General features: G+C 45.0%; 22 protein-coding genes. 4 read left to right on the top strand and 18 right to left on the bottom strand.

Going from position 1 to position 18,809, the window contains the following annotated elements; translation table 11 throughout:
• Positions 1–63 precede the first annotated feature (63 nt).
• The 7 genes from ACIFSR_RS22465 to ACIFSR_RS22435 form a co-directional block, all read right to left on the bottom strand.
• Positions 64–306, bottom strand: a complete 243-nt coding sequence (locus ACIFSR_RS22465) for a YezD family protein (RefSeq protein ID WP_076267573.1) — start codon at positions 304–306, stop codon at positions 64–66.
• A gap of 24 nt (positions 307–330) precedes the next feature.
• Positions 331–1,215, bottom strand: a complete 885-nt coding sequence (gene cysW / locus ACIFSR_RS22460) for a sulfate ABC transporter permease subunit CysW (RefSeq protein ID WP_430060055.1) — start codon at positions 1,213–1,215, stop codon at positions 331–333.
• Positions 1,216–1,232: 17 nt separating this feature from the next.
• Entirely contained in the window at positions 1,233–2,066 is an 834-nt protein-coding gene (cysT, locus tag ACIFSR_RS22455; RefSeq protein WP_076267571.1) for a sulfate ABC transporter permease subunit CysT, read from the bottom strand.
• Positions 2,067–2,100: 34 nt separating this feature from the next.
• Positions 2,101–3,207, bottom strand: coding sequence for a sulfate ABC transporter substrate-binding protein (locus ACIFSR_RS22450; RefSeq protein WP_076267570.1), 1,107 nt, complete (start codon positions 3,205–3,207; stop codon positions 2,101–2,103).
• A 388-nt stretch (positions 3,208–3,595) separates the two neighbouring features.
• Complete coding sequence (gene dnaI, locus ACIFSR_RS22445) at positions 3,596–4,552, bottom strand: primosomal protein DnaI (RefSeq protein WP_076267750.1); 957 nt, start codon at positions 4,550–4,552, stop codon at positions 3,596–3,598.
• A gap of 21 nt (positions 4,553–4,573) precedes the next feature.
• Entirely contained in the window at positions 4,574–6,103 is a 1,530-nt protein-coding gene (locus ACIFSR_RS22440) for a helicase DnaB (protein ID WP_339204420.1), read from the bottom strand.
• A 208-nt stretch (positions 6,104–6,311) separates the two neighbouring features.
• Positions 6,312–6,602 (bottom strand): YuiB family protein, encoded by a 291-nt coding sequence (locus ACIFSR_RS22435; RefSeq protein WP_076267568.1) that lies wholly within the window; start codon positions 6,600–6,602, stop codon positions 6,312–6,314.
• Positions 6,603–6,766: 164 nt separating this feature from the next.
• Here ACIFSR_RS22435 and hemQ point away from each other — a divergent pair, with 164 nt between their 5' ends.
• The gene (gene hemQ, locus ACIFSR_RS22430) at positions 6,767–7,513 is read left to right on the top strand and encodes a hydrogen peroxide-dependent heme synthase (RefSeq protein ID WP_076267749.1); all 747 of its coding nucleotides are present in this window, start codon (positions 6,767–6,769) and stop codon (positions 7,511–7,513) included.
• A gap of 129 nt (positions 7,514–7,642) precedes the next feature.
• Here hemQ and ACIFSR_RS22425 read toward each other — a convergent pair whose 3' ends face one another.
• Positions 7,643–7,915: a hypothetical protein gene (locus ACIFSR_RS22425; protein WP_076267567.1), complete on the bottom strand. Its 273-nt coding sequence runs from the start codon at positions 7,913–7,915 to the stop codon at positions 7,643–7,645.
• Entirely contained in the window at positions 7,915–9,108 is a 1,194-nt protein-coding gene (locus ACIFSR_RS22420) for an NAD(P)/FAD-dependent oxidoreductase (RefSeq protein WP_076267566.1), read from the bottom strand. Before ACIFSR_RS22420 ends, ACIFSR_RS22425 begins: the two co-directional genes overlap by 1 nt.
• A 333-nt stretch (positions 9,109–9,441) precedes the next feature.
• Here ACIFSR_RS22420 and ACIFSR_RS22415 point away from each other — a divergent pair, with 333 nt between their 5' ends.
• A complete protein-coding gene (locus tag ACIFSR_RS22415) occupies positions 9,442–10,443 on the top strand; it encodes an NAD(P)/FAD-dependent oxidoreductase (RefSeq protein WP_076267565.1) in 1,002 nt (333 codons plus the stop codon).
• Positions 10,444–10,560: 117 nt separating this feature from the next.
• A complete protein-coding gene (locus ACIFSR_RS22410) occupies positions 10,561–10,800 on the top strand; it encodes a hypothetical protein (RefSeq protein WP_339204421.1) in 240 nt (79 codons plus the stop codon).
• A gap of 31 nt (positions 10,801–10,831) precedes the next feature.
• On the opposite strand, the gene sda is transcribed toward ACIFSR_RS22410, so the two are convergent.
• From sda to ACIFSR_RS22375, 7 genes are all read right to left on the bottom strand, one after another.
• Positions 10,832–10,975, bottom strand: coding sequence for a sporulation histidine kinase inhibitor Sda (gene sda, locus ACIFSR_RS22405; RefSeq protein WP_076267563.1), 144 nt, complete (start codon positions 10,973–10,975; stop codon positions 10,832–10,834).
• 330 nt (positions 10,976–11,305) lie between these two features.
• Positions 11,306–12,136, bottom strand: a complete 831-nt coding sequence (locus tag ACIFSR_RS22400) for a metallophosphoesterase family protein (protein WP_430060051.1) — start codon at positions 12,134–12,136, stop codon at positions 11,306–11,308.
• A 27-nt stretch (positions 12,137–12,163) separates the two neighbouring features.
• Positions 12,164–12,505: a DMT family transporter gene (locus ACIFSR_RS22395; RefSeq protein WP_339204424.1), complete on the bottom strand. Its 342-nt coding sequence runs from the start codon at positions 12,503–12,505 to the stop codon at positions 12,164–12,166.
• Positions 12,495–13,289 (bottom strand): HAD family hydrolase, encoded by a 795-nt coding sequence (locus ACIFSR_RS22390; protein ID WP_339204425.1) that lies wholly within the window; start codon positions 13,287–13,289, stop codon positions 12,495–12,497. Before ACIFSR_RS22390 ends, ACIFSR_RS22395 begins: the two co-directional genes overlap by 11 nt.
• Positions 13,290–13,303: 14 nt before the next feature.
• Positions 13,304–14,650 carry an extracellular solute-binding protein gene (locus ACIFSR_RS22385; protein WP_430060049.1) on the bottom strand — a complete coding sequence of 449 codons (1,347 nt, stop codon included), beginning with the start codon at positions 14,648–14,650 and terminating at the stop codon, positions 13,304–13,306.
• A gap of 53 nt (positions 14,651–14,703) precedes the next feature.
• Positions 14,704–15,546: a carbohydrate ABC transporter permease gene (locus ACIFSR_RS22380; protein ID WP_076267558.1), complete on the bottom strand. Its 843-nt coding sequence runs from the start codon at positions 15,544–15,546 to the stop codon at positions 14,704–14,706.
• Between the two features lie 35 nt (positions 15,547–15,581).
• Positions 15,582–16,448 (bottom strand): carbohydrate ABC transporter permease, encoded by an 867-nt coding sequence (locus ACIFSR_RS22375; protein WP_430060047.1) that lies wholly within the window; start codon positions 16,446–16,448, stop codon positions 15,582–15,584.
• A gap of 248 nt (positions 16,449–16,696) precedes the next feature.
• Between ACIFSR_RS22375 and ACIFSR_RS22370 the strand changes: the two genes are divergently transcribed.
• Positions 16,697–17,263, top strand: coding sequence for a GbsR/MarR family transcriptional regulator (locus tag ACIFSR_RS22370; RefSeq protein ID WP_430060046.1), 567 nt, complete (start codon positions 16,697–16,699; stop codon positions 17,261–17,263).
• Positions 17,264–17,422: 159 nt separating this feature from the next.
• On the opposite strand, the gene ACIFSR_RS22365 is transcribed toward ACIFSR_RS22370, so the two are convergent.
• Together ACIFSR_RS22365 and ACIFSR_RS22360 are read right to left on the bottom strand one after the other, a co-directional pair.
• Positions 17,423–18,094, bottom strand: a complete 672-nt coding sequence (locus ACIFSR_RS22365; RefSeq protein ID WP_339204429.1) for a YheC/YheD family protein — start codon at positions 18,092–18,094, stop codon at positions 17,423–17,425.
• A gap of 79 nt (positions 18,095–18,173) precedes the next feature.
• A complete protein-coding gene (locus ACIFSR_RS22360; protein ID WP_339204430.1) occupies positions 18,174–18,761 on the bottom strand; it encodes an NAD(P)H-dependent oxidoreductase in 588 nt (195 codons plus the stop codon).
• Between the last annotated feature and the right edge of the window lie 48 nt (positions 18,762–18,809).

The raw sequence follows: 18,809 nt of genomic DNA, 5'->3' as shown, positions 1-18,809 counted from the left end.
ACAACAAACCCAATGCCTGCGCGGCATTGGGTTTGTTGTATATTTATCGAATCTATTAGGGAGCTACTGCACAATTCTAAGCGCTTCGCCCGTTGATGAATTGTCCCGCTGCTTCGATTGCTGTGAAGATTCGGACGGAACCTGCTGCTTCTGAGAGGGACCATCATAACGTGTTCTTTCCGTCCGGTCGATCTGTACAATTCTTCCATCATGAACAGTGATCGTTACATGCCCATAATTAAGACCCGTTACTTGTTCAGAAATACGCTCCAGCCATTGCGCATCTAACTCTAGCGGTTTTGCCATTTCAAACCCCTCCATTATTGTCATTTATTCAGCTTTCTCCGCTGGCTTCTGCGTGCCAGACTTCCACTCTACAATGCTCTTCACGATCATCGTTACAACCGCTAGCATGACGAGCAAAGAAGCAACGGCGAATGAGGCCGAAAATTGATATTCGTTGTACAAAATCTCAATATGCAGCGGCAGCGTATTCGTTTCTCCGCGGATATGGCCGGATACGACAGATACAGCGCCGAACTCGCCCATTGCTCGTGCGTTACACAAAATAACGCCATACAATAGTCCCCACTTGATGTTTGGCAAAGTAACCTTCCAAAAGATTTGCCAGCCTTTAGCGCCTAAGCTTGCAGCTGCTTCCTCTTCTTGGACGCCCTGCGCTTGCATCAACGGAATAAGCTCGCGAGCAACAAAGGGGACCGTAACAAACACGGTTGCAAGTACGATTCCAGGAACTGCAAATATAATTTGGATGCCACGCTCATCGAGCCAAGGACCAAAAAAGCCCTGTGCGCCAAATAACAGCACATAAATCAATCCAGAAATGACTGGCGACACAGCAAACGGCAAATCGATTAACGTAATTAAAATATTTTTACCGCGAAAGCGAAATTTACTGATCGCCCAGGCCGCAGCAATACCAAAGACCGTATTCACAGGAACTGCGATTAATGCAACGATAAGCGTGAGCTTAAGCGCTGACAAAGCATCCGGCTCTGTAATCGAATTAATGTATACGCCTACACCTTTTTTTAATGCTTCAACAAATACCGATGCCAGCGGCAGCAGGACAACTAATCCAAGAAACAGCATCGCAATGATAATAAGCAGCCATTTGACGGGACCTGATTCTGTAATATGCCTCGGACGTTTGGAAGCTTCTGCATTCGTGTGTACTGTAATTGCTCCAGCCATTTGTATGAGCTCCCTTCTTAGTCTGATACTGTGCGGCGATTCATTCGCCACTGCAGTAAATTAATGACTAGCAGCATCAGGAAGGATACAACGAGCATTACGAGTGCAATAGCAGTAGCGCCAGCGTAATCGTATTGCTCCAGCTTCGTCATGATGAGCAGTGGAGTTATTTCTGTTTTCAGCGGCATATTGCCCGATATGAACACGACCGAGCCATATTCTCCGATACCTCTTGCAAATGCTAGAGCAAAACCAGTTAGTAGTGCTGGCAACAGCTCAGGCAAGATGACCTTCCAAAAGGTTCTTAAACGATAGGCTCCGAGCATAACTGCCGCTTCTTCCGTTTCTTTCTCCATATCCTGCAGCACCGGCTGTACCGTACGAACAACAAACGGAAGTCCAATAAATATTAGTGCGATGGTGATACCGAGCGGGGAGTAAGCAACCTTGACGCCGAGCGGTTCAAGCAATGAGCCAATCCAACCATTCGGTGCATAGATCGCAGTTAAAGCAATGCCAGCCACTGCAGTTGGCAGTGCAAATGGCAGATCCACTAAACTGTCGACGATTTTTTTGCCTGGAAACTGATAACGAACGAGCACCCAAGCGATTAATAGGCCAAATACTGCATTTACAAGTCCGGCAAAAAATGCGGTTAGAAAGCTGACTCGATAAGAGGCAACGACACGAGCATTCGTAACCGTGCTCCAGAATTCCGACCAGCTGAGCTCTGCCGTTTTGAAAAAAACGGCAGTCAGCGGAATCAATACAATAATGCTAAGGTAAAACAATGTGAATCCAAGCGACAAACCAAAACCCGGCAGTACGTTACGGGGCTTGGAACCTTTCATGTGAAGTCAGCTCCAATCTTGTTTATGCTTTGCATTATGAGCCTGGTGTGTAAATTTTGTCGAAAATGCCGCCGTCTGCAAAGTGTTTGGTTTGCGCTTCTTTCCAGCCGCCAAAATCTTTATCAATCGTGAGCAATTCTAGAGTTTTGAATTGATCTGCATACTTTGCAGCAACTGTCTCCGAAATTGGACGGTAGTAGTTTTTAGCTGCAATTTCTTGGCCTTCTTCTGTGTAAAGGTATTTCAAGTAAGCTTCCGCTACTTCACGAGTTCCGCGCTCGTCTACCACTTTATCAACTACAGCAACTGGAGGTTCAGCAAGAATACTTAAAGAAGGATATACGATTTCGAATTTGTCTGGACCAAGCTCATTGATCGATAGGAAAGCCTCATTCTCCCAAGCAAGCAGTACATCGCCAATGCCGCGTTCTACAAACGTTGTTGTTGAACCGCGTGCACCGGAATCCAGAACAGGTACATGCTTAAATAATTGTGTAACGAACTCTTGTGCTTTTGCTTCGTCATTTCCATTTTGCTTAAGCGCATAACCCCATGCAGCAAGATAGTTCCAGCGAGCTCCGCCAGATGTTTTAGGATTTGGAGTAATAACTTCAACTTTGTCCTTGATTAGATCGTTCCAATCCTTAATGCCTTTTGGGTTTCCTTTACGAACTAAAAATACGATTGTTGATGTATAAGGAGCGCTGTTGTGCTCAAACTTTGATTGCCAATCCGCATTAATTAGCCCTGGCTCAACGATTGCATCGATGTCATAACCAAGTGCAAGTGTTACAACATCCGCCTTCAAGCCATCAATAACTGCGCGGCCTTGTTTACCAGACCCGCCATGCGATTGTTTAATCGTCACGTCTTGACCTGTTTCCGCTTTCCAATGTTTCGAGAATGCCGCGTTAAATGCTACATAAAGCTCGCGAGTAGGATCGTAGGATACATTCAAAAGCTCAACTGGCGGTTTTGGTTTATCCGTAGGTGCGTCTGTTGCAGCTGTATTAGTTGCCTCGTTAGTAGGCTTATTCGTTTCTTTGTTTGTTTTGTTGTTGCCGCCTTGACCGCAAGCAGCCAATACAAGCACTAATGCCAATAGAATAACAACGGAACGAACATGAGTAATTTTCTTCATCTTTCCATACACCCCTTTTTTAAATTAACAGGCTTTCAGAAACATTTATGAAGTTTACTTCCTGTGAGGATGTTTCTCCTGGATAGGTGTTTACTCCGGTTCGTCCGGTCGGAAAACATTATTCCTACCTGCTTAGTTGGTTATGGAAGAATCTTACCAGCGAGCCCCACTTTCTGTCAATACTTAATTTCAAATAATTGATAAGTCCTATAAGAAAGCTTTATATGCTAACAGAACGCACGACACAGTATAAAAACAGCGCTCATTCTGAATACGCTTTCAACCATACTGAGATAAAGCTTGATGCTGCTGCCAGCCTTAAACAAAAATAAAAGCTTTGGTCAACAAATTCCTCGAATAGGAATCCGTTAACCAAAGCTTTAATCAATTATTTTTGTCCGCGCTTGTTTTCACCGGTAACCATGACAACTTCAACGTAAGGCCGTATACGGTCCATTATACGCTGTCCCTTATGCAGCTCATCGCCATCCTTGCTCGTGAAGCTAAAATGCCTCTCCAGCGCCTCCAGCTCGTAGTTGGAGGTGTAGAACGTTGGCTTGCGCTGCATCCGATAATTCAAGATCGCGCCTAGTACATGATCGCGAACCCATGGATTTAAATTTTCTGCGCCCATATCATCAAAGATAAGCAGGTCGGTTTCCTTCATCATCTCGACCGTTTCCTTCAGCTTGCCGGGCTCATGCATGAGCGTCTTCAGATCTTCTACAAAATCAGGCATGTAGACGATCACACCGGAATATCCAGCCTTCGCAAGCTCATGAAGCAAATAACACATTAAAAATGTTTTGCCTGTACCAAAGCGGCCTGCCAAATACAAGCCTTCCTCCTGCAAGCCATGCTCTTTCGTGCGATCGATATATTTCTGAACCTGCCCAACCGCCTTTGCACGCTCAAGATCTCTCGTAATAATCTCAGCTGACGAGTAGCCGCGCTGCAGCGCCTTCTCGTCTATGTAGAAGCTTCTGATCCGGCTTCTAATCTGATCCTCATTCTGACGAGCGTTAAATTTCTTGCATGCTACCTTACGGTCATATAACTGCGTTAGACCATTCACCGTATCAGAACTAAGCAGCGTATAGTGGCCTTCAAAATCATTCGGGCAATTGTCTAAGCCCGGACAATTGGTACAGTTCCTGTATTCCGTCACATATTGATAAACCCGATTCAAATTAAGACGGATTGTCTGCTCATCCAAATCCGGATATTTAACGCGAAGCTTCTCAACAAGCGGTTCTGCAAGCAGCTCAGTCAGCTTATGCTCCGCCTTTTCCGTAAAGGCTTTGCCGGAAGGCCAAGCCTTCAGCAATTCGCCCATCGACTCCATCATCTGCTTACACCGCCTTTATCATTTACCGTCTAATTTCCGAGCCAGCTTCAACAGCTCTTCAAGCTCATCGGCCGAAACTGCCGAAGCCGATTGATCTTCCTGTACGATTGGAATAGAAGGCTTACGGGATGTGCCCCTGCTGCCTCCGCTTCTGGAGCCGCCTTTCGAGCCGTTATAGCCTCCGCCAGCGTAACTGGTCGCAGCTTCCTTGCGGCGCTCCTTATCCTGCTCCACCTGCGCTTGCTCTCGCACATAAAGCACTGCTTTCTCGAATGTATCGATTTGTTTCACAAGCATGTTCGATGCTACGGCGTCCAAAAATGTTTTTGTCACCCGCTGCGCATCGTTAGCTCCGATAACATAATGTATAAGTACGTTTATAACGGGGGCAGCTAATTTATAATTGAGGTCGATGCGTTCAAACACTCGTTCAATCCAATCCGGTACTGCTCCGGGGAAAAAGCGCTGAAGAAACCGTGTATGTGGTTCATTTCGCATCAGCATATTATATTGCTGAACATCACAGCGGCCGCTAAGCTGATTTGGAACTTGCAAATAATGCTGCTCTTGCACTTCGTATTCCTCGGTCAATTCATCAGGATCAACCGTCTCCTCGTCCGCAACAACTTGCGTGCGTGACAGCGCTCGCTGCCGTTCGCCTTCCCGCTTCTTGTCCTGCCTATAAAATTGATTAGCCCGCAGTTGAAGCTCATCAACATTAAGTGTGCCGCTCTCTCCAAAAATGCCATCCTCATCAAGTAAACGACATATATCCACTACAGCCAAATTATATTTGTAAGCTACATAGTTCACCTGCGAGAGTTGTTCTTCATCACTTCGCAGCCGCTCCACGAACCGCCGATTTGCGGAATTACGAGGAAAACGCAAAATAATTTCTCCATAAGGTATGCCTGCTGTTGCTTGTGCCGGCCTAGCGGCTGATTGCCGCGATGGCGCAACCTCTGTCAACGCTTGCTCAAGCTCATTATCTACGGACTGCATATTAAGCTTAAACAGCTCATAGAAAGGCACTGATATATTTTCTTTCGTTAATTTCGCTCCTGCCAGCTCATCCGGTTCATTAGCGCCAAATGATTCTCGAAGCGAGATTACCGCATACTTGCCAACCTTATCGCGCAAGAGCATCGTTAAATGCATGTTGCGAAAAAATTCGACTGGCGACAACGGCTGCGACATCTCATATTCATAAATAACATCTGCATTATCAGGAACGCCTAATCGTGACGTTTGCAGCAATCCAACAGCCTCCAGCTTCGAAGCCTGCTCGATAAGATGCTTGCGTCCGCGCTCGTTCATCTCCAGCCCTAAGCCAAGAAATAGCTTGCGCTGCGGCTCAATCGAAGAATAGCCCGAGGTGCCTTCGGCAATGCCATGATACAGCTGCTGGTAAAATGCGACGGCAAATGCGCCAATCATCGGCTGATAGATTAGCGACAGCATTTTGTAGTCGAGGCTGCTTAGCGAAAAATCGCGAAAAATGTAATATCGGTGGTGTTCCGTGTACTGCAATATATTATTGATGCGCATAGCATCAGCTCCATCCTTCACTAACATTCTATCATTTTAACATAAAAACCGATGTTCAGGACGAGTCGGAAAATAGAAAAATCCCCCGAAGGAGGGATTTTTTTTTCAAATATAAGAAGGCATATCATTCGTTCCTTCTGCTTATCTTATATTTCTCCGTCAAAGCTGCTTCAGCATCCAGTGGACGCTGAAGGCGTTTTTGCTTGGCTTAAAACATTTTGTAGCCGCCCTTGCGCAGCGCCTGAATCGCCCATCCGCTTACGTATGCGCCGATTAGCGCTCCAATTACCGGTATGTAATCAAAAACCGTGTAGTGAGCAAAGTTTTCAATCGTCGTTGACGCCGACTGATCCCAAGGAGCCCAAATGCCTAATACAATTAATGCGATAACAAATAAATATATCGGGAACCACGTTGTTTTTAACAACATATTCAAAATAAAGCCAATGCCGAACATCATAACTAAAAACAGCACGGTTGCAATAATTAATTGAAGCATCAAAACTTCCCCTTTCACACTCTCGTTTATTAGTTTAATTAATGGTTAGATGGAAGTCAATTATATGAGGACAAATGTCACAAGACCGCCATTTGCTCACTCCGCCCTCCTTACGATACAATGATTAGAGCATCATTATGGAGCTTGAAGGGAGCATTTATACGATGAGTGAAGCAGCACAAACATTAGAAGGCTGGTACGCGCTGCATGATTTTCGCAGTGTGGATTGGACCGCTTGGCGCTTAGCCGATGAAAGTGAACGCAGCCGCGCGCTGGACGAGCTGCAAACGTTTTTGCAGCAATGGACCACAGTGGAGGAAAATAAAGAAGGCAGTACAGCCGTTTATTCCATCGTTGGTCAAAAAGCAGACTTCGTATTCATGCATTTGCGTGAAACACTAGAGGAGCTTAACGAACTTGAAACGGCGTTTAACAAAACAACGTTCGCAAGCTTTACATATCCGGTATTTTCATATGTCAGCATTGTAGAGCTGAGCAACTACATGGCACAACCGGGCTCTGATCCGATGCAAAACCCGGATATTATCGCTCGATTGAAGCCGACGCTGCCAAAAGCAAACCACATCTGCTTCTATCCGATGAACAAGCGCCGAGATGGACAAGACAACTGGTACATGCTCGCAATGGACGAGCGTAAAACGTTGATGCGCAGCCACGGGATGATCGGTCGTCAATACGCTGGCAAAGTTAAACAAATCATTACCGGCTCTGTCGGCTTCGACAACTGGGAATGGGGCGTTACACTGTTCGCCGACGATGCGTTGCAATTCAAGAAGCTGATTTATGAAATGCGCTTTGATGAAGTGAGCGCTCGTTACGCTGACTTCGGCGATTTTTATGTTGGCAATTTCTTGAACGCAGAAAAATTCCAAGCTTTGCTGAAAATATAATAGAAAGAAGCCCAAGCCTTTTCTTCAAATGGCTTGGGCTTCTTTTTTTTCCGAGAGAATCAACTGAATGAAAAAGGCTTCCGCCTTGGAGCAGTTTCGTTGCTACTCCAATGAGCGAAAGCCTTTATTTTAATTATCGTCGTCGTCATCTTCGTCATTATTTTCAAGACCAAGCCGCTTCGCTTCCAAATACTCTTGCGTAGCTCGGTCACGAGCGCGGCCTTTGTCCTTCAACCGCTCGATCGCCGGCTGAATAAGGAGGTCAACTTCCTTTTGCACCGTATAGGCCAAGTCGTATCGTGTTTGCGATTCTAAGAAGGAGCCGACTTCCATCAATGCATTGTAACGATCCAGCTCATCTCTGGTCAGCAATCCGCGGACTTGTACGCTGCAATGTCTCATTATAGAAACTTCCCTTTGCGAAGTACAAGCGAAATGCCGCCGATGATGAACAGGTAACGAAGGTCGATCGCTTTTTTCAGCCAAGCGGCTACGCGGCCTTTATATTTTTTGCCAAAAGCTACTCCGATTGCTTCGCCTTTGCCAAGTGAGGCTACCGTTCCTTTGTTGCTGAACGTGAAGCTCTTCGGCGGTTGATTGCGAATGGAAGCGACAAGGTTATGTGCGCATACGACACCTTGCTGCATTGCAATTTGAGCAGTCGGCGGATAAGGACGGCCTTCTGGATTAAACATCAGCGAGTTGTCGCCAACGATATAAATGTTCTCATTGCTCGGCGAGCGAAGGAATTCATCCACCTTCACGCGTCCGCGCATCGTTTCGAAGCCAGCTTCCTCAATGAGGCGATTGCCGCGAATACCGCCAGTCCAGATCACGGTAGCCGACTTGATTTCTTCGCCTTCGCCAACGATAACACCCTCTGGCGAGCACTCCTTAATGGCTGTGCCAATCCGGAACGTAACACCCTTCTTGGTCAACACATCCATCCCATACTCTACGAGCTCAGGATCAAAGCCTGGCAGCGCCGTTGGTGCTGCTTCGATGTTGTAGATTTTTACAAGCGCAGGATCTACGTCAAATTGCTTGCACAGCTCAGGAATACGGTCGGAGAGTTCTCCAACAAACTCGATTCCCGTAAAGCCTGCACCGCCAACAACAAACGTCAAATAATCCGTACGATGCGGCTCACGTTTGAAGCGCGCGAATTGGTACTCGATATGCTCGCGAATCAAACGAACTGAGTTGATGCTGCGAATATTCATTGCATGTTCGCCTAAGCCTGGAATTCCGAAAGTCTCAGGCTCGCCTCCAAGACCAATGACCAAATAATCATAAGACAAAGTACCGTCTTCAAGAATCACTTTTTTATCTTGCGGACGAATTTGAACGACCGTTGATTTCACGAAGTCGATTTTAAATTCATCGATCAATTTCGAAATGCTCACCCGTGCATTTTCTGGATTATCCGTGCCTGCCGCTGGCATATGAAGATGTGTTGTAATATAGTGGTAATCATGTTTATTAACTAACGTAACGTCAGCTTCATTGTAATTTAATTCTTTTTGCAGACGAAGTGCGGTCAAAATGCCGCCGTACCCTGCGCCAAGAATAACAATTTTAGGTATGTTACTCATCGTTTAATCCCATCCATTCCTTATTTATCTTTGTATTTATACTTTGTGAAAAATTACACATGCTAAACCGAATATTTATAATGATGAGTTCAGTGTGTTCTAATTAAAGTGCTTTTATCAATGAGCCTATGGCATTAAACCGACAACTTTCGACGTTTTATGCAACCACTCCCATGCATAACATACATCAGAAATTCTACAGAGTTTTCGGGCAAAGTTCAAGGGCAAAATATACGAAATTGTTTAGAACTCTATACAAATTAAATATTTCCTTCTTATATCTGGAAAGTTTATAATTGAAGTCGTAAAGCTTAAAACGTGGAGGTGGCTACAATGTCAAACCCTGAATCAGCAGTAGATCCCGTCGATATTTTAATCATCGGAGGCGGGCCTGCAGGAATGTTTGCTGCTTTCTATGGCGGTATGCGCCAAGCTTCAGTTAAGCTCATCGAAAGCATGCCCCAGCTAGGCGGTCAGCTTGCAGCGCTTTATCCTGAAAAATACATTTATGATGTTGCTGGATTTCCTAAGGTAACGGCACAAGAACTAGTTGACCGTCTACGAGAGCAGCTTACTCATTTTCAGCAGGAAATCTGCCTTGAGGAAAAGGTATTAAACGTAAACAAGCTTGATGAACGTCTCTTTGAAATTATAACAGACAAAACAAAACATTATGCTAAAGCGGTCATTATTACTGCCGGTGTTGGTGCATTTGAGCCGCGGAGGCTTGAATTGCCTGAGGCCGCTGGATTTGAGAAGAAAAACCTTCATTATTTTGTGGGTGATTTGCAGCGTTTTCAGGGGAAAAAGGTGTTGATAAGCGGCGGCGGCGACTCAGCCGTTGACTGGTCGCTCATGCTGGAGCCCATTGCTGAGAGCGTTACGCTAATTCATCGTCGTGACAAATTCAGAGCGCATGAGCATAGCGTTGAGAATTTAATGAATTCGAAAGTTAACATCCTTACACCAAAAGAAATTACAGCGCTTCATGGTGAGGAGAGCATTACGAAAGTCACGTTATCCGACGTCAAAACATTAGAGACAATTGAGCTTGAAGTCGATGCCGTCATCGTCAACTTTGGTTTTATTTCCTCACTCGGTCCGATTGCTGACTGGGGTATTCAAATTCAAGGCGGGTCGATTATCGTTGATACCCGTATGGAAACGAATATTGCTGGAATCTTTGCAGCCGGCGATGTGACTACTTATCCCGGTAAGCTTAAGCTGATCGCTGTTGGTTTCGGAGAAGCCCCTACTGCTATTAACAACGCTAAGGTTTATGTTGATCCCGGAGCAAAGCTGTCCCCAGGACATAGCAGCAACATGAAGCTTTAGCGCATTTATATTGATCATAACGGTAAAAAAATAAACATAAGGGTATCCTAACCTTGGCTTAGCTCATTCATACACCTATTGCATTCATATGCACGGTGAGCCTAGGAGGATACCCTTATGTTTTGTCCTGTTTGTAATGGCTTTCAATATTTGCATGTTCGCTGCTCCTCTTGCGATAGCGCAGTTATCGATTGCGGTCGTGCATCTGATCTGACGAGCCCTTACGCTCCCTATGAACAGATCGCAGACGAGCCGCTCATAAATAGTGTGCATGTGCAAAACTCTTTATCTTGCAAGCATCTTGTATATTGTCAGGCCTGCAAGCTTACTGCCGAGGTTTGGGTGAAGGAAATGTAGTCGCTCTGCTATCTTGAAGAATCGCGACTTTTTATGCTGTAATTTTGATGTTTTCTGGTTTGAGTCGTCTGCGTGTCATTTCGATGGCTAACATTCGAATAAACTCGGGTTCCAATTCAAACTGCACAGCTGCATAATAAGTGTCTACTAACATTTCGTCAGACAGTAGCTCCATACTACACACCCTTTCTTCCATACTTTGGTTACTACTTTTTCATAGTAGCATGGCACTATTAGAAGGACAACAGTCCCGGTTATACACAAGATGTTGTGGATACGATGTGAATAGCATGTGTATATACGTCGAATTTTAAGCATTATCAAGGTGGATAATGTGGATAGAGTTATCCACAGGTCTTTTTTACATCCTCTCAATAAAAAACTTTAATCGCTTTATATGAATCTATTAATGGAATATATTGAAACCTCTCCCTATTTCCTACACTAGCCCACATACAATCACATAAAAAAAGCCCCAATGGGGGCTCATATGAGAAATGATTCCTTACCAATTTAATTCATATTGCTCATTTTCGATCCATGAGGAAGTCGTATAGTCTCTGCCGCGCACAATAATCTTATTTGCGTACACATCAACCTGATAACCTTGGCTGCCCTCTTTGTACTCATCCTCATTCGTCCATAAATAAGCGACAGATGCCGTATTAAATATGGTCGCCGTTTCACCTTTTCCTTCAAAGCAGGTATGTCCAGCTTCCAGCTCCCAATGGGTATGTCCGTTAAACATGATTGTCTGAGGATGCTTTTTCAGTATTGCTTTCAATTCTTTGTCCTGAGTTACACCATACCAGCCCTGCTCCTCGAGCGAGCCGGCAACCGTATCCTTCAGCGGCTGATGCAGGAACAAAAATACCGGCTTTGATGCTGATGCCTGCTCACCAAGACGCTCATCAAGCCAGTCAAGCTGCTCTGTACTCAAATAGGCGAAATCCTTTAATCCTTGCTCCGAGCCAAGAAAAATAAAATGATAGCCCTCCAGCCATCTATCATAATATGGGCCTTTCATGCCGGTGCTAGATTCATAGAGTTTAAGCTGACTGCTCCATTCACCTAAAAAAATATCATGATTGCCATACGTAAGCAGCATCTCTGGCAGTCCTGCTTTGTTTGCTTCCCAAATGCGGGTAAACTCCTCATATTCAGGTCGGAGTCCATGATCCGTCACATCTCCAACATGCATTATGCCTATACTGTTAGAAGCATGTGCCGCAATATCAAGAAGCGCTTGCTCGAAATGCTTATTGTGAATATGATCCCGGTCATTCGTAACATGGGTGTCCGTAATGACTTGAAAACTAATAATTGGAGATAGCATTTTATTCCTCTCCCTTTCTGCTTGCATTTAATGGTTTTTTACACTCATATTCAAGCCCACTACTCCAACAACGATAACAGCGATCCAGAGCAATGAGGTAATAGGCAGCTTTTCATGAAAAATCGTAACGCTGACAATCGTAATGAGAATAATGCCAATACCTGACCAGATCGCATAAGCAACACTCACATTCATATAAGATAGAGCGAAGTTTAGCATCGTGAAGCTGACACCATAAAATAAAAACATGAGTATAGAGGGCCAAAATCGTGAAAAGCCCGCTGAATATTTCATTGAAACGGTTCCCGACAGCTCTAATACGATAGCGAGAAGAAGAAATGTCCATCCCCAGCCCATTTCACTCTTCATTCACTCGTCTCCTACTCGTTAGCTCGCTATAAGAAGCAATAACTTCATCTGCATTAGGAAGCGTCTTGTGGACGCGAGATCCTTCGGCAACATCTGCGATACCAACTTTTACGCAAGCTCCAGCCGCAAGTCCCATCCGCATATCTCCATTAGTGTCGCCTATAATCGCAGCCTCCGAACAATCAATTCCAAGCTTCTGGCAGGCCAACTGCATCATATCCGGAAACGGCTTGCCTCGCTCAACCAAATCAGTGCCGATTACGACATCAAAATAATTGCGAATTCCAAGCCACTCCAAATGTTTATTTGCAGCCTCCGTTTCATCAGCAGTGACAACGCCAAGTCTAATGCCATGCTCTCTGCAGCTATCCAGAAAATCAATGCTTCCAGGCAGCGGGAGAGCTGGGCGCGAGAGCTCCAGCTCAATATCCGCTTGCTTCTTGCAATGCTGAACAAGCTCCATCGCTTCGGCCCACGATACGCCTTGGCTGTACAACTGCCAAGCAAGCACTGCATACAAGTCATTCATCGTGCCCATAGCAAGCGGGCCATTTCGATCATAATCGATGATCATGTTGTCAGCATCATGTTTCGTGCCCCAAAGGCTAGGAATTCGATCAAGCTGAAAAGGAATTCCACGGTGCTCTAGCTGATTCTTTAGCTCAATGAATATGAACTCGCTCCAGCTGCCCCACATCCCGATGAAATCCAGCAGCGTTCCATCCTTGTCAAACAAGATACCTGACACCTTGTATGCTCGATTATTTATCATTAAGTCAGGCATATTCGCCATTCCTCCTATTTTAATCTGTCGAGCTCCTTCTGTGCTGCTTCCTTCGCTTCCTTGAGCGCTTTCTCAGCAGAAACATTTCCAATTTGCACTTTATCAGCTGCAATCTTAAGCGCATCGTTTATTTTGCCGCCTGTCGGGTCCTGGAATGGCGCAGATGCATGAGCTGCCTGCATAAGCGGCACTTTAATTTGAGGGTTTTTCTGGCTGAATGCTTTGTATTCCTCGTCCTCAAGTGCGGATGAGCGAACTGCGATATAGCCCGTACCAATCGACCATGATGCGGTATTTTTCGTTTCAGAGAAGAACGTAAGCCATTTGTATGCCGCCTCTTTTTGTTCTTCACTAACGCCAGCTGGAATGCCTGCCATAATTGCACTTGCAACAGGTTTGCCTGCACCTATGCCGTCCCAGCCCGGTTGCTCCATTGCCCCAACGATACTGAAATCAAGATCACCTTGATCGCCGCTTGAGCCCGTATAGCCTGCAGCTTGTCCCTTCATAACATCGTCGATCGTTTTGTACCAATATTCCCATCCTTGGCCGCCGGAGTGGATCGTCATCACTTTATCTTCATGAATCGATTTGCGGAACATCTCCCATGTCTCTACCCATTCCGGAGAGTCAATCATCACGGTTTTGCCATCATCACTTAGAACGGTTCCGCCTTTGCCTAATACTGCATCCATCATATTTTCCATGCCCCACATCGGCTCCCAGCCGTAGAAGCTTGTTTTTCCATTCGCTTTAATCGCCATCTTCGACGCCGAAGCAGCTAAGCTTTCCCATGTCTTAAAATCTTCTGTTGTAAGTCCGCTCTTCTCAAGTGCGTCCTTGCGATAATACATGACCTGCGTCGTGCCATACATCGGAAGGAAATATTGTTTGCCGTCCAGCTGTCCTTGCTCAAGAAAGGTTTGTACAAAGTCTTCTTTATTGAAAGAAGAGTCAGCACCAATTAATTCGCTCATGTCAGCGAATAATCCTTTTTTTGCCCAGTTCATATTAGAGGAAAGAACTGCAGCAGGCGCTTGCTTCGCTGCAATCGCAGCTTGAAGCTTCTGCTCGGTTTCGGAGTAATCCGCTTGGGCGATCCCTTTCACGATTACCTCCTGCTGCGAGTTGTTGAATAAGTCGATTTTTTCCTTCATCGTTTCGCCAAGCTTGCCGCCAAGCCCATACCAGAACTCAATCGCAACTGGCTCTTTAGGAGTAGGAGCTTCGCTTGCCTCATTGGTTGGATCTGCATTAGCTCCATTATTCGTTTTCGTATTTCCTGCTGTTTGTCCACATGCTGCCAGTACCGCAAAACTGGTTACCATCATCAGAGCTAACCCTTGCTTCATTTTCAACATTGTAATTGATTCCTCCACTCGATTTGTATAAAACAACAAGCAATGCCTATTTTCTACCCTTTGTTCACGCCAACTGACATATTGAAGCTTTTCATAATCGTCTTCTGCGCAAAAAGAAACAGCACAAGCAGCGGGATAATCGTAAAAGAACTTGCCGCCATAATAAGCGGCCACTTCAAGCCATAGGCTCCTCCTTCCACAAAGAAGCTTCTAAGGCCGGCCGAGACAAGCTGCAGATTCGGATTTTTCGTGATCAGCATCGGCCAAAAATAGTTATTATAATGTTCAATGAACGTGATAAGAGCGAGCACAATGAAGGATGAACGCGTCACCGGAATAAGAATCGACCATAAAATCCGCATTGATGACGCACCATCGATTTGCCCTGCTTCTACCAGTTCATGCGACACCTGTAAAAAAGCTTGTCTGATCAAAAAAATGGAAAAGACGCTGACGCAGTTGGATAAAATAAGGCCAGCATAGGAATCGAGCAGGTGGAGCTTGGCCAAAATCATATAGCTCGGCAAGTAAACCGCTGTGCTAGGAATCATATAGCCAAGCATTATGATTGCTGTGATGGCTTTCTTCAATCGAAATCGCATATGCGTCAAAGCATAAGCCATCATCGCAGAATTCAGTGCCTGCAGCAGAACAATGACTGAAGCTACGAGAATGCTATTCGTTAAATACCGCCAGAAAGGCGCTTCTAGCCAAGCCGCCAAAAAATTGCTCCACTGAGGAGAACTTGGCCAGAAGGTGGGCGGGAATTGCCATATTTCATCATTTGTTTTGAGCGCGCTTGTAATCATCCAATAGAATGGAAAGGCCATAACGGCACTGAAGAGCAGCAATAACAAATGCCTGATCGTACGTCGAAAAACATTTTGAGCTTGCATAACAATCTTTCTCCTCTCCATGCGGTTGACGATTATTAGCTGTAATGAACGGTTTTACGGCTGATGGCAAAGGATACGATCGACAGCACCATACAGATAGCTACGAGCACAACCGCCACAGAGGAAGCTTCTCCGATATCAAACGACTCAAAAGCCGATTGATAATACATATATAGAAGCGTTCTAGTTGAACCGGCCGGGCCACCCTGCGTTAACACGTTAATTTGGTCATAAGCTTGCAGCGCCGATATCGTTTGTACAATAAAAAGAAAAAAGGTCGTTGGCGATATTAGCGGAATCGTAATATATCGAAGCTTGCTCCAGCTTCCCGCCCCGTCCAGCTCTCCAGCCTGCAACAGCTCTCGCGGCAAATTTTGCAAGGCGACTAAGAAAAACACCATCGACCAGCCCATCAGCTTCCAGATGGTAACGATCAGCACGCCTGCAAGCGCCCATCTCGTATCTTGAAGCCAGCCAACTCCGTCAAAGCCGAACCATCTCAGCACTGTGTTTGCCATTCCTACCTTAGGCTCGAATATCCAAGACCATACAATAGATACAGCAACCGTTGGTGTAACCCAAGGAGAGAACAATAACGTCCGGTATATAACCGAGCCCTTCATCTTCCGGTTTAGCAACAACGCAAGCGCGAGTCCAAAAGCCATCACCGGAAGCACGCTTCCAAGACAAAAGAGGAGGGTTACGGCAAGCGATTGATAGAATGCTGAATTACTGAATAAATAAATATAGTTTTCAAAGCCTACAAATGTTTTAACGGGACTCATAAAATCCCAATCCGTAAAGCTCAAATAAAAAATAGTTCCCAGCGGGATCAACCAAAATACAATCAATGGAATCATAGCCGGCAGCGTGAACAATAGAGCCTTCCATTCCTTAGCCATATCGCGTTTTATCATCTCCTGGTTATCGTACAATTTTTCCTTAATGTTTGCTATAATTATCATTAATAACTCATTTTCACCTCTATTGTTCAAAAATTATTGTACACTCAGTGTAGAACAGCCACATTATCTGAACGTTAACGTCTGATAAAGATCTTGTAAAAGAGTTGTTTTCCTGAAAGATTCACTTTCATCTAATATTGTTGCTGTATAATGAATCATAAAATCTTAATCTTGTAGGTGATGTTGTGAAAAGAGCTTCCACCAGCGATCAGAATAGTTTGCCCACGACTCAGGAGCAAATAAGAGGAAAAATAATAGACGCTATTGCCCAGACGATGGACTTATATGGTGCTAATTATTCATTCGGACAGCTTTACGGCATCATGTTTTTTGAAGATAAACCAATGACACTTGAAGAAATGAAGCAGCAAATGAATATGAGCAAAAGCAATATGAGCTATGCCGTTCGATCCTTGATGGATTCAAAGATGATAATGAAATTGGATGAAAAACTGGAACGCAAAGATTTATATGTAGCAGAGACTGACTTTTTCCAAGCCTTCCAAAACTTCTTTGCAGCTAAGCTGCAGCGCGAAATCGATGTCATGCTCGGTGCAATAAATGAGGTTATTCCTCCGTTGTCTGAAATTATCTTAGATATTGATACGGAGGCTGAGGAGCGGCTCCTATGCCTAAAGGACTTGAACAAACTGCGCCATGGTATTGAGTATTACAGCTGGCTTCAGCAATTCGTCGACGGGCTTCGTAACGGAGAGTTTTTCCGCCAAAATGAGACCAAGCACGATCTTTAGCTATGATTAAAGCAAAAACGGCTTCGGCACCCTCTGGATGCTGAAGCCGCTTTGACGGAGAAATATAAGAGAAGTATGAGAATATAATCTACTTTCTTATATTGAACAAAAGGATGCTAAGAAGTGATTTCCACTTCTACGCATCCTTTTGTTTGCCTATTATTGCGGCCTTGTATTCACTTCAAATATCCATATTTTACCTTGTTTATCAATGCCGTAATCAAACCCTAGCTGGCCAATTCCAGGGTACTTGGCTTCAAGCACATTTGTCGATAATACGGTAAGCTCACGCATCTTCCGCTTCTTTTCCCCAACCTGTGCTGAAGATAGGGATCTGCTAATCCCGTCTGCTGCTGAAACCAATGTGCCGCCTCGGCATAAATTAGTTACGAACAGCCCTTTTCTAGCAATTCGCCCTACAATTGCACGATAGACCCAGCCGTTATCCGTCTTCACATATTTTACTCGGTAATCAATAGGCCTGCCGTCCACCGTTGCCAAATATATCCCTTTTTGAATAATATAAGCACGGCCTCTACGCTCATTGTTAAGCGATCCTACTAAACCCGCAAAACTAGCGAATCGTTTCGTCTGCGAATAATAAGTATAGGTATACCCATCACCGTCTCGCGTAACCTTAATAACGCCGTGTCCGCCAGCACCGACTACTGGCTTAACAACAACCATTTGATGTGTATCCAACATGCTTCTGAGGTTATTGGCCGTAAATCTCCGTGTTGGAGGAATATGCGGTGCGATGCTGGAATGAGAGAGCAGTATTGCCGTCTTAGCCCATTTGCTAGCTAATTGCCTACCCTGATTATCACCCAATGAAAACTATCCCCTTTCCTACCTCTTCATCCATAGCATATGACAGTACACTATCTGTCTCTTGGATGAATGACATAGGTTAGGAGCCTTTATTACCAAGCTTACCAACAATCGCTAGCCATTTGCCTCGTTTCGTATCCGTAGAACCTTTCACTGGACCAATATTCGTAATCCGTACTGGATTAATTCCACAAAATTGAAGTGTTGCTTTCTTCATTGCGCGATGCCCTGGCTGACCATATACAAAGCGGTTGTACCATACTGGCGTATCCAGTGTAACGATCAAGCGAGCTGTTTTGCCAGACAACAGCTTATCCCAAAATATAGAGCCTTCACGATATTTAAAAGCGAAACCTGGCAGCAGCACCCGATCCAAAAAACCTTTGAGCAAAGCCGGCAGCGTCCCCCACCAAGTCGGATAAATAAAGACGAGATGATCCGCCCACTTAATCGATGCTTGAGCTTCTAGCAAATCCGGTTCAAGCTCTGTACGCTTCGCATAGCCGAAGGCAAGATTAGGATTAAAGCTTAGCTCATGCAGATGTATGATTCGAACCTCTGCGCCGCCCTGCACCGCGCCGTCAGCATAAGCCTTTGCCAAAGAGCTGCAATAGCTGGTAGGGTTGGGATTTCCTTGAATGATAAGTATCTTTTTGTTTGAGCTCACTTTGGCTCCACCACCGTTTCAGTTACTAAAATAATTGTAAGAAATCTA

Origin of the sequence: Paenibacillus sp. NRS-1760, assembly GCF_050467785.1 — a bacterium.
In the GTDB taxonomy this organism is placed as follows: domain Bacteria; phylum Bacillota; class Bacilli; order Paenibacillales; family Paenibacillaceae; genus Pristimantibacillus.
The sequence above is the reverse complement of the archived record's forward strand: the minus strand, read 5'-3'. Positions and strand labels throughout refer to the sequence as shown.

Bases quoted from the DNA above. Each gene is read 5' to 3' on its own strand.
- ACIFSR_RS22465 (WP_076267573.1), bottom strand. From the start codon at position 306: ATGGCAAAACCGCTAGAGTTAGATGCGCAATGGCTGGAGCGTATTTCT.
- cysW (WP_430060055.1), bottom strand. From the start codon at position 1,215: ATGGCTGGAGCAATTACAGTACACACGAATGCAGAAGCTTCCAAACGT.
- cysT (WP_076267571.1), bottom strand. From the start codon at position 2,066: ATGAAAGGTTCCAAGCCCCGTAACGTACTGCCGGGTTTTGGTTTGTCG.
- ACIFSR_RS22450 (WP_076267570.1), bottom strand. From the start codon at position 3,207: ATGAAGAAAATTACTCATGTTCGTTCCGTTGTTATTCTATTGGCATTA.
- dnaI (WP_076267750.1), bottom strand. From the start codon at position 4,552: ATGGAGTCGATGGGCGAATTGCTGAAGGCTTGGCCTTCCGGCAAAGCC.
- ACIFSR_RS22440 (WP_339204420.1), bottom strand. From the start codon at position 6,103: ATGCGCATCAATAATATATTGCAGTACACGGAACACCACCGATATTAC.
- ACIFSR_RS22435 (WP_076267568.1), bottom strand. From the start codon at position 6,602: ATGCTTCAATTAATTATTGCAACCGTGCTGTTTTTAGTTATGATGTTC.
- hemQ (WP_076267749.1), top strand. From the start codon at position 6,767: ATGAGTGAAGCAGCACAAACATTAGAAGGCTGGTACGCGCTGCATGAT.
- ACIFSR_RS22425 (WP_076267567.1), bottom strand. From the start codon at position 7,915: ATGAGACATTGCAGCGTACAAGTCCGCGGATTGCTGACCAGAGATGAG.
- ACIFSR_RS22420 (WP_076267566.1), bottom strand. From the start codon at position 9,108: ATGAGTAACATACCTAAAATTGTTATTCTTGGCGCAGGGTACGGCGGC.
- ACIFSR_RS22415 (WP_076267565.1), top strand. From the start codon at position 9,442: ATGTCAAACCCTGAATCAGCAGTAGATCCCGTCGATATTTTAATCATC.
- ACIFSR_RS22410 (WP_339204421.1), top strand. From the start codon at position 10,561: ATGTTTTGTCCTGTTTGTAATGGCTTTCAATATTTGCATGTTCGCTGC.
- sda (WP_076267563.1), bottom strand. From the start codon at position 10,975: ATGGAGCTACTGTCTGACGAAATGTTAGTAGACACTTATTATGCAGCT.
- ACIFSR_RS22400 (WP_430060051.1), bottom strand. From the start codon at position 12,136: ATGCTATCTCCAATTATTAGTTTTCAAGTCATTACGGACACCCATGTT.
- ACIFSR_RS22395 (WP_339204424.1), bottom strand. From the start codon at position 12,505: ATGAAGAGTGAAATGGGCTGGGGATGGACATTTCTTCTTCTCGCTATC.
- ACIFSR_RS22390 (WP_339204425.1), bottom strand. From the start codon at position 13,289: ATGCCTGACTTAATGATAAATAATCGAGCATACAAGGTGTCAGGTATC.
- ACIFSR_RS22385 (WP_430060049.1), bottom strand. From the start codon at position 14,650: ATGTTGAAAATGAAGCAAGGGTTAGCTCTGATGATGGTAACCAGTTTT.
- ACIFSR_RS22380 (WP_076267558.1), bottom strand. From the start codon at position 15,546: ATGCAAGCTCAAAATGTTTTTCGACGTACGATCAGGCATTTGTTATTG.
- ACIFSR_RS22375 (WP_430060047.1), bottom strand. From the start codon at position 16,448: ATGGCTAAGGAATGGAAGGCTCTATTGTTCACGCTGCCGGCTATGATT.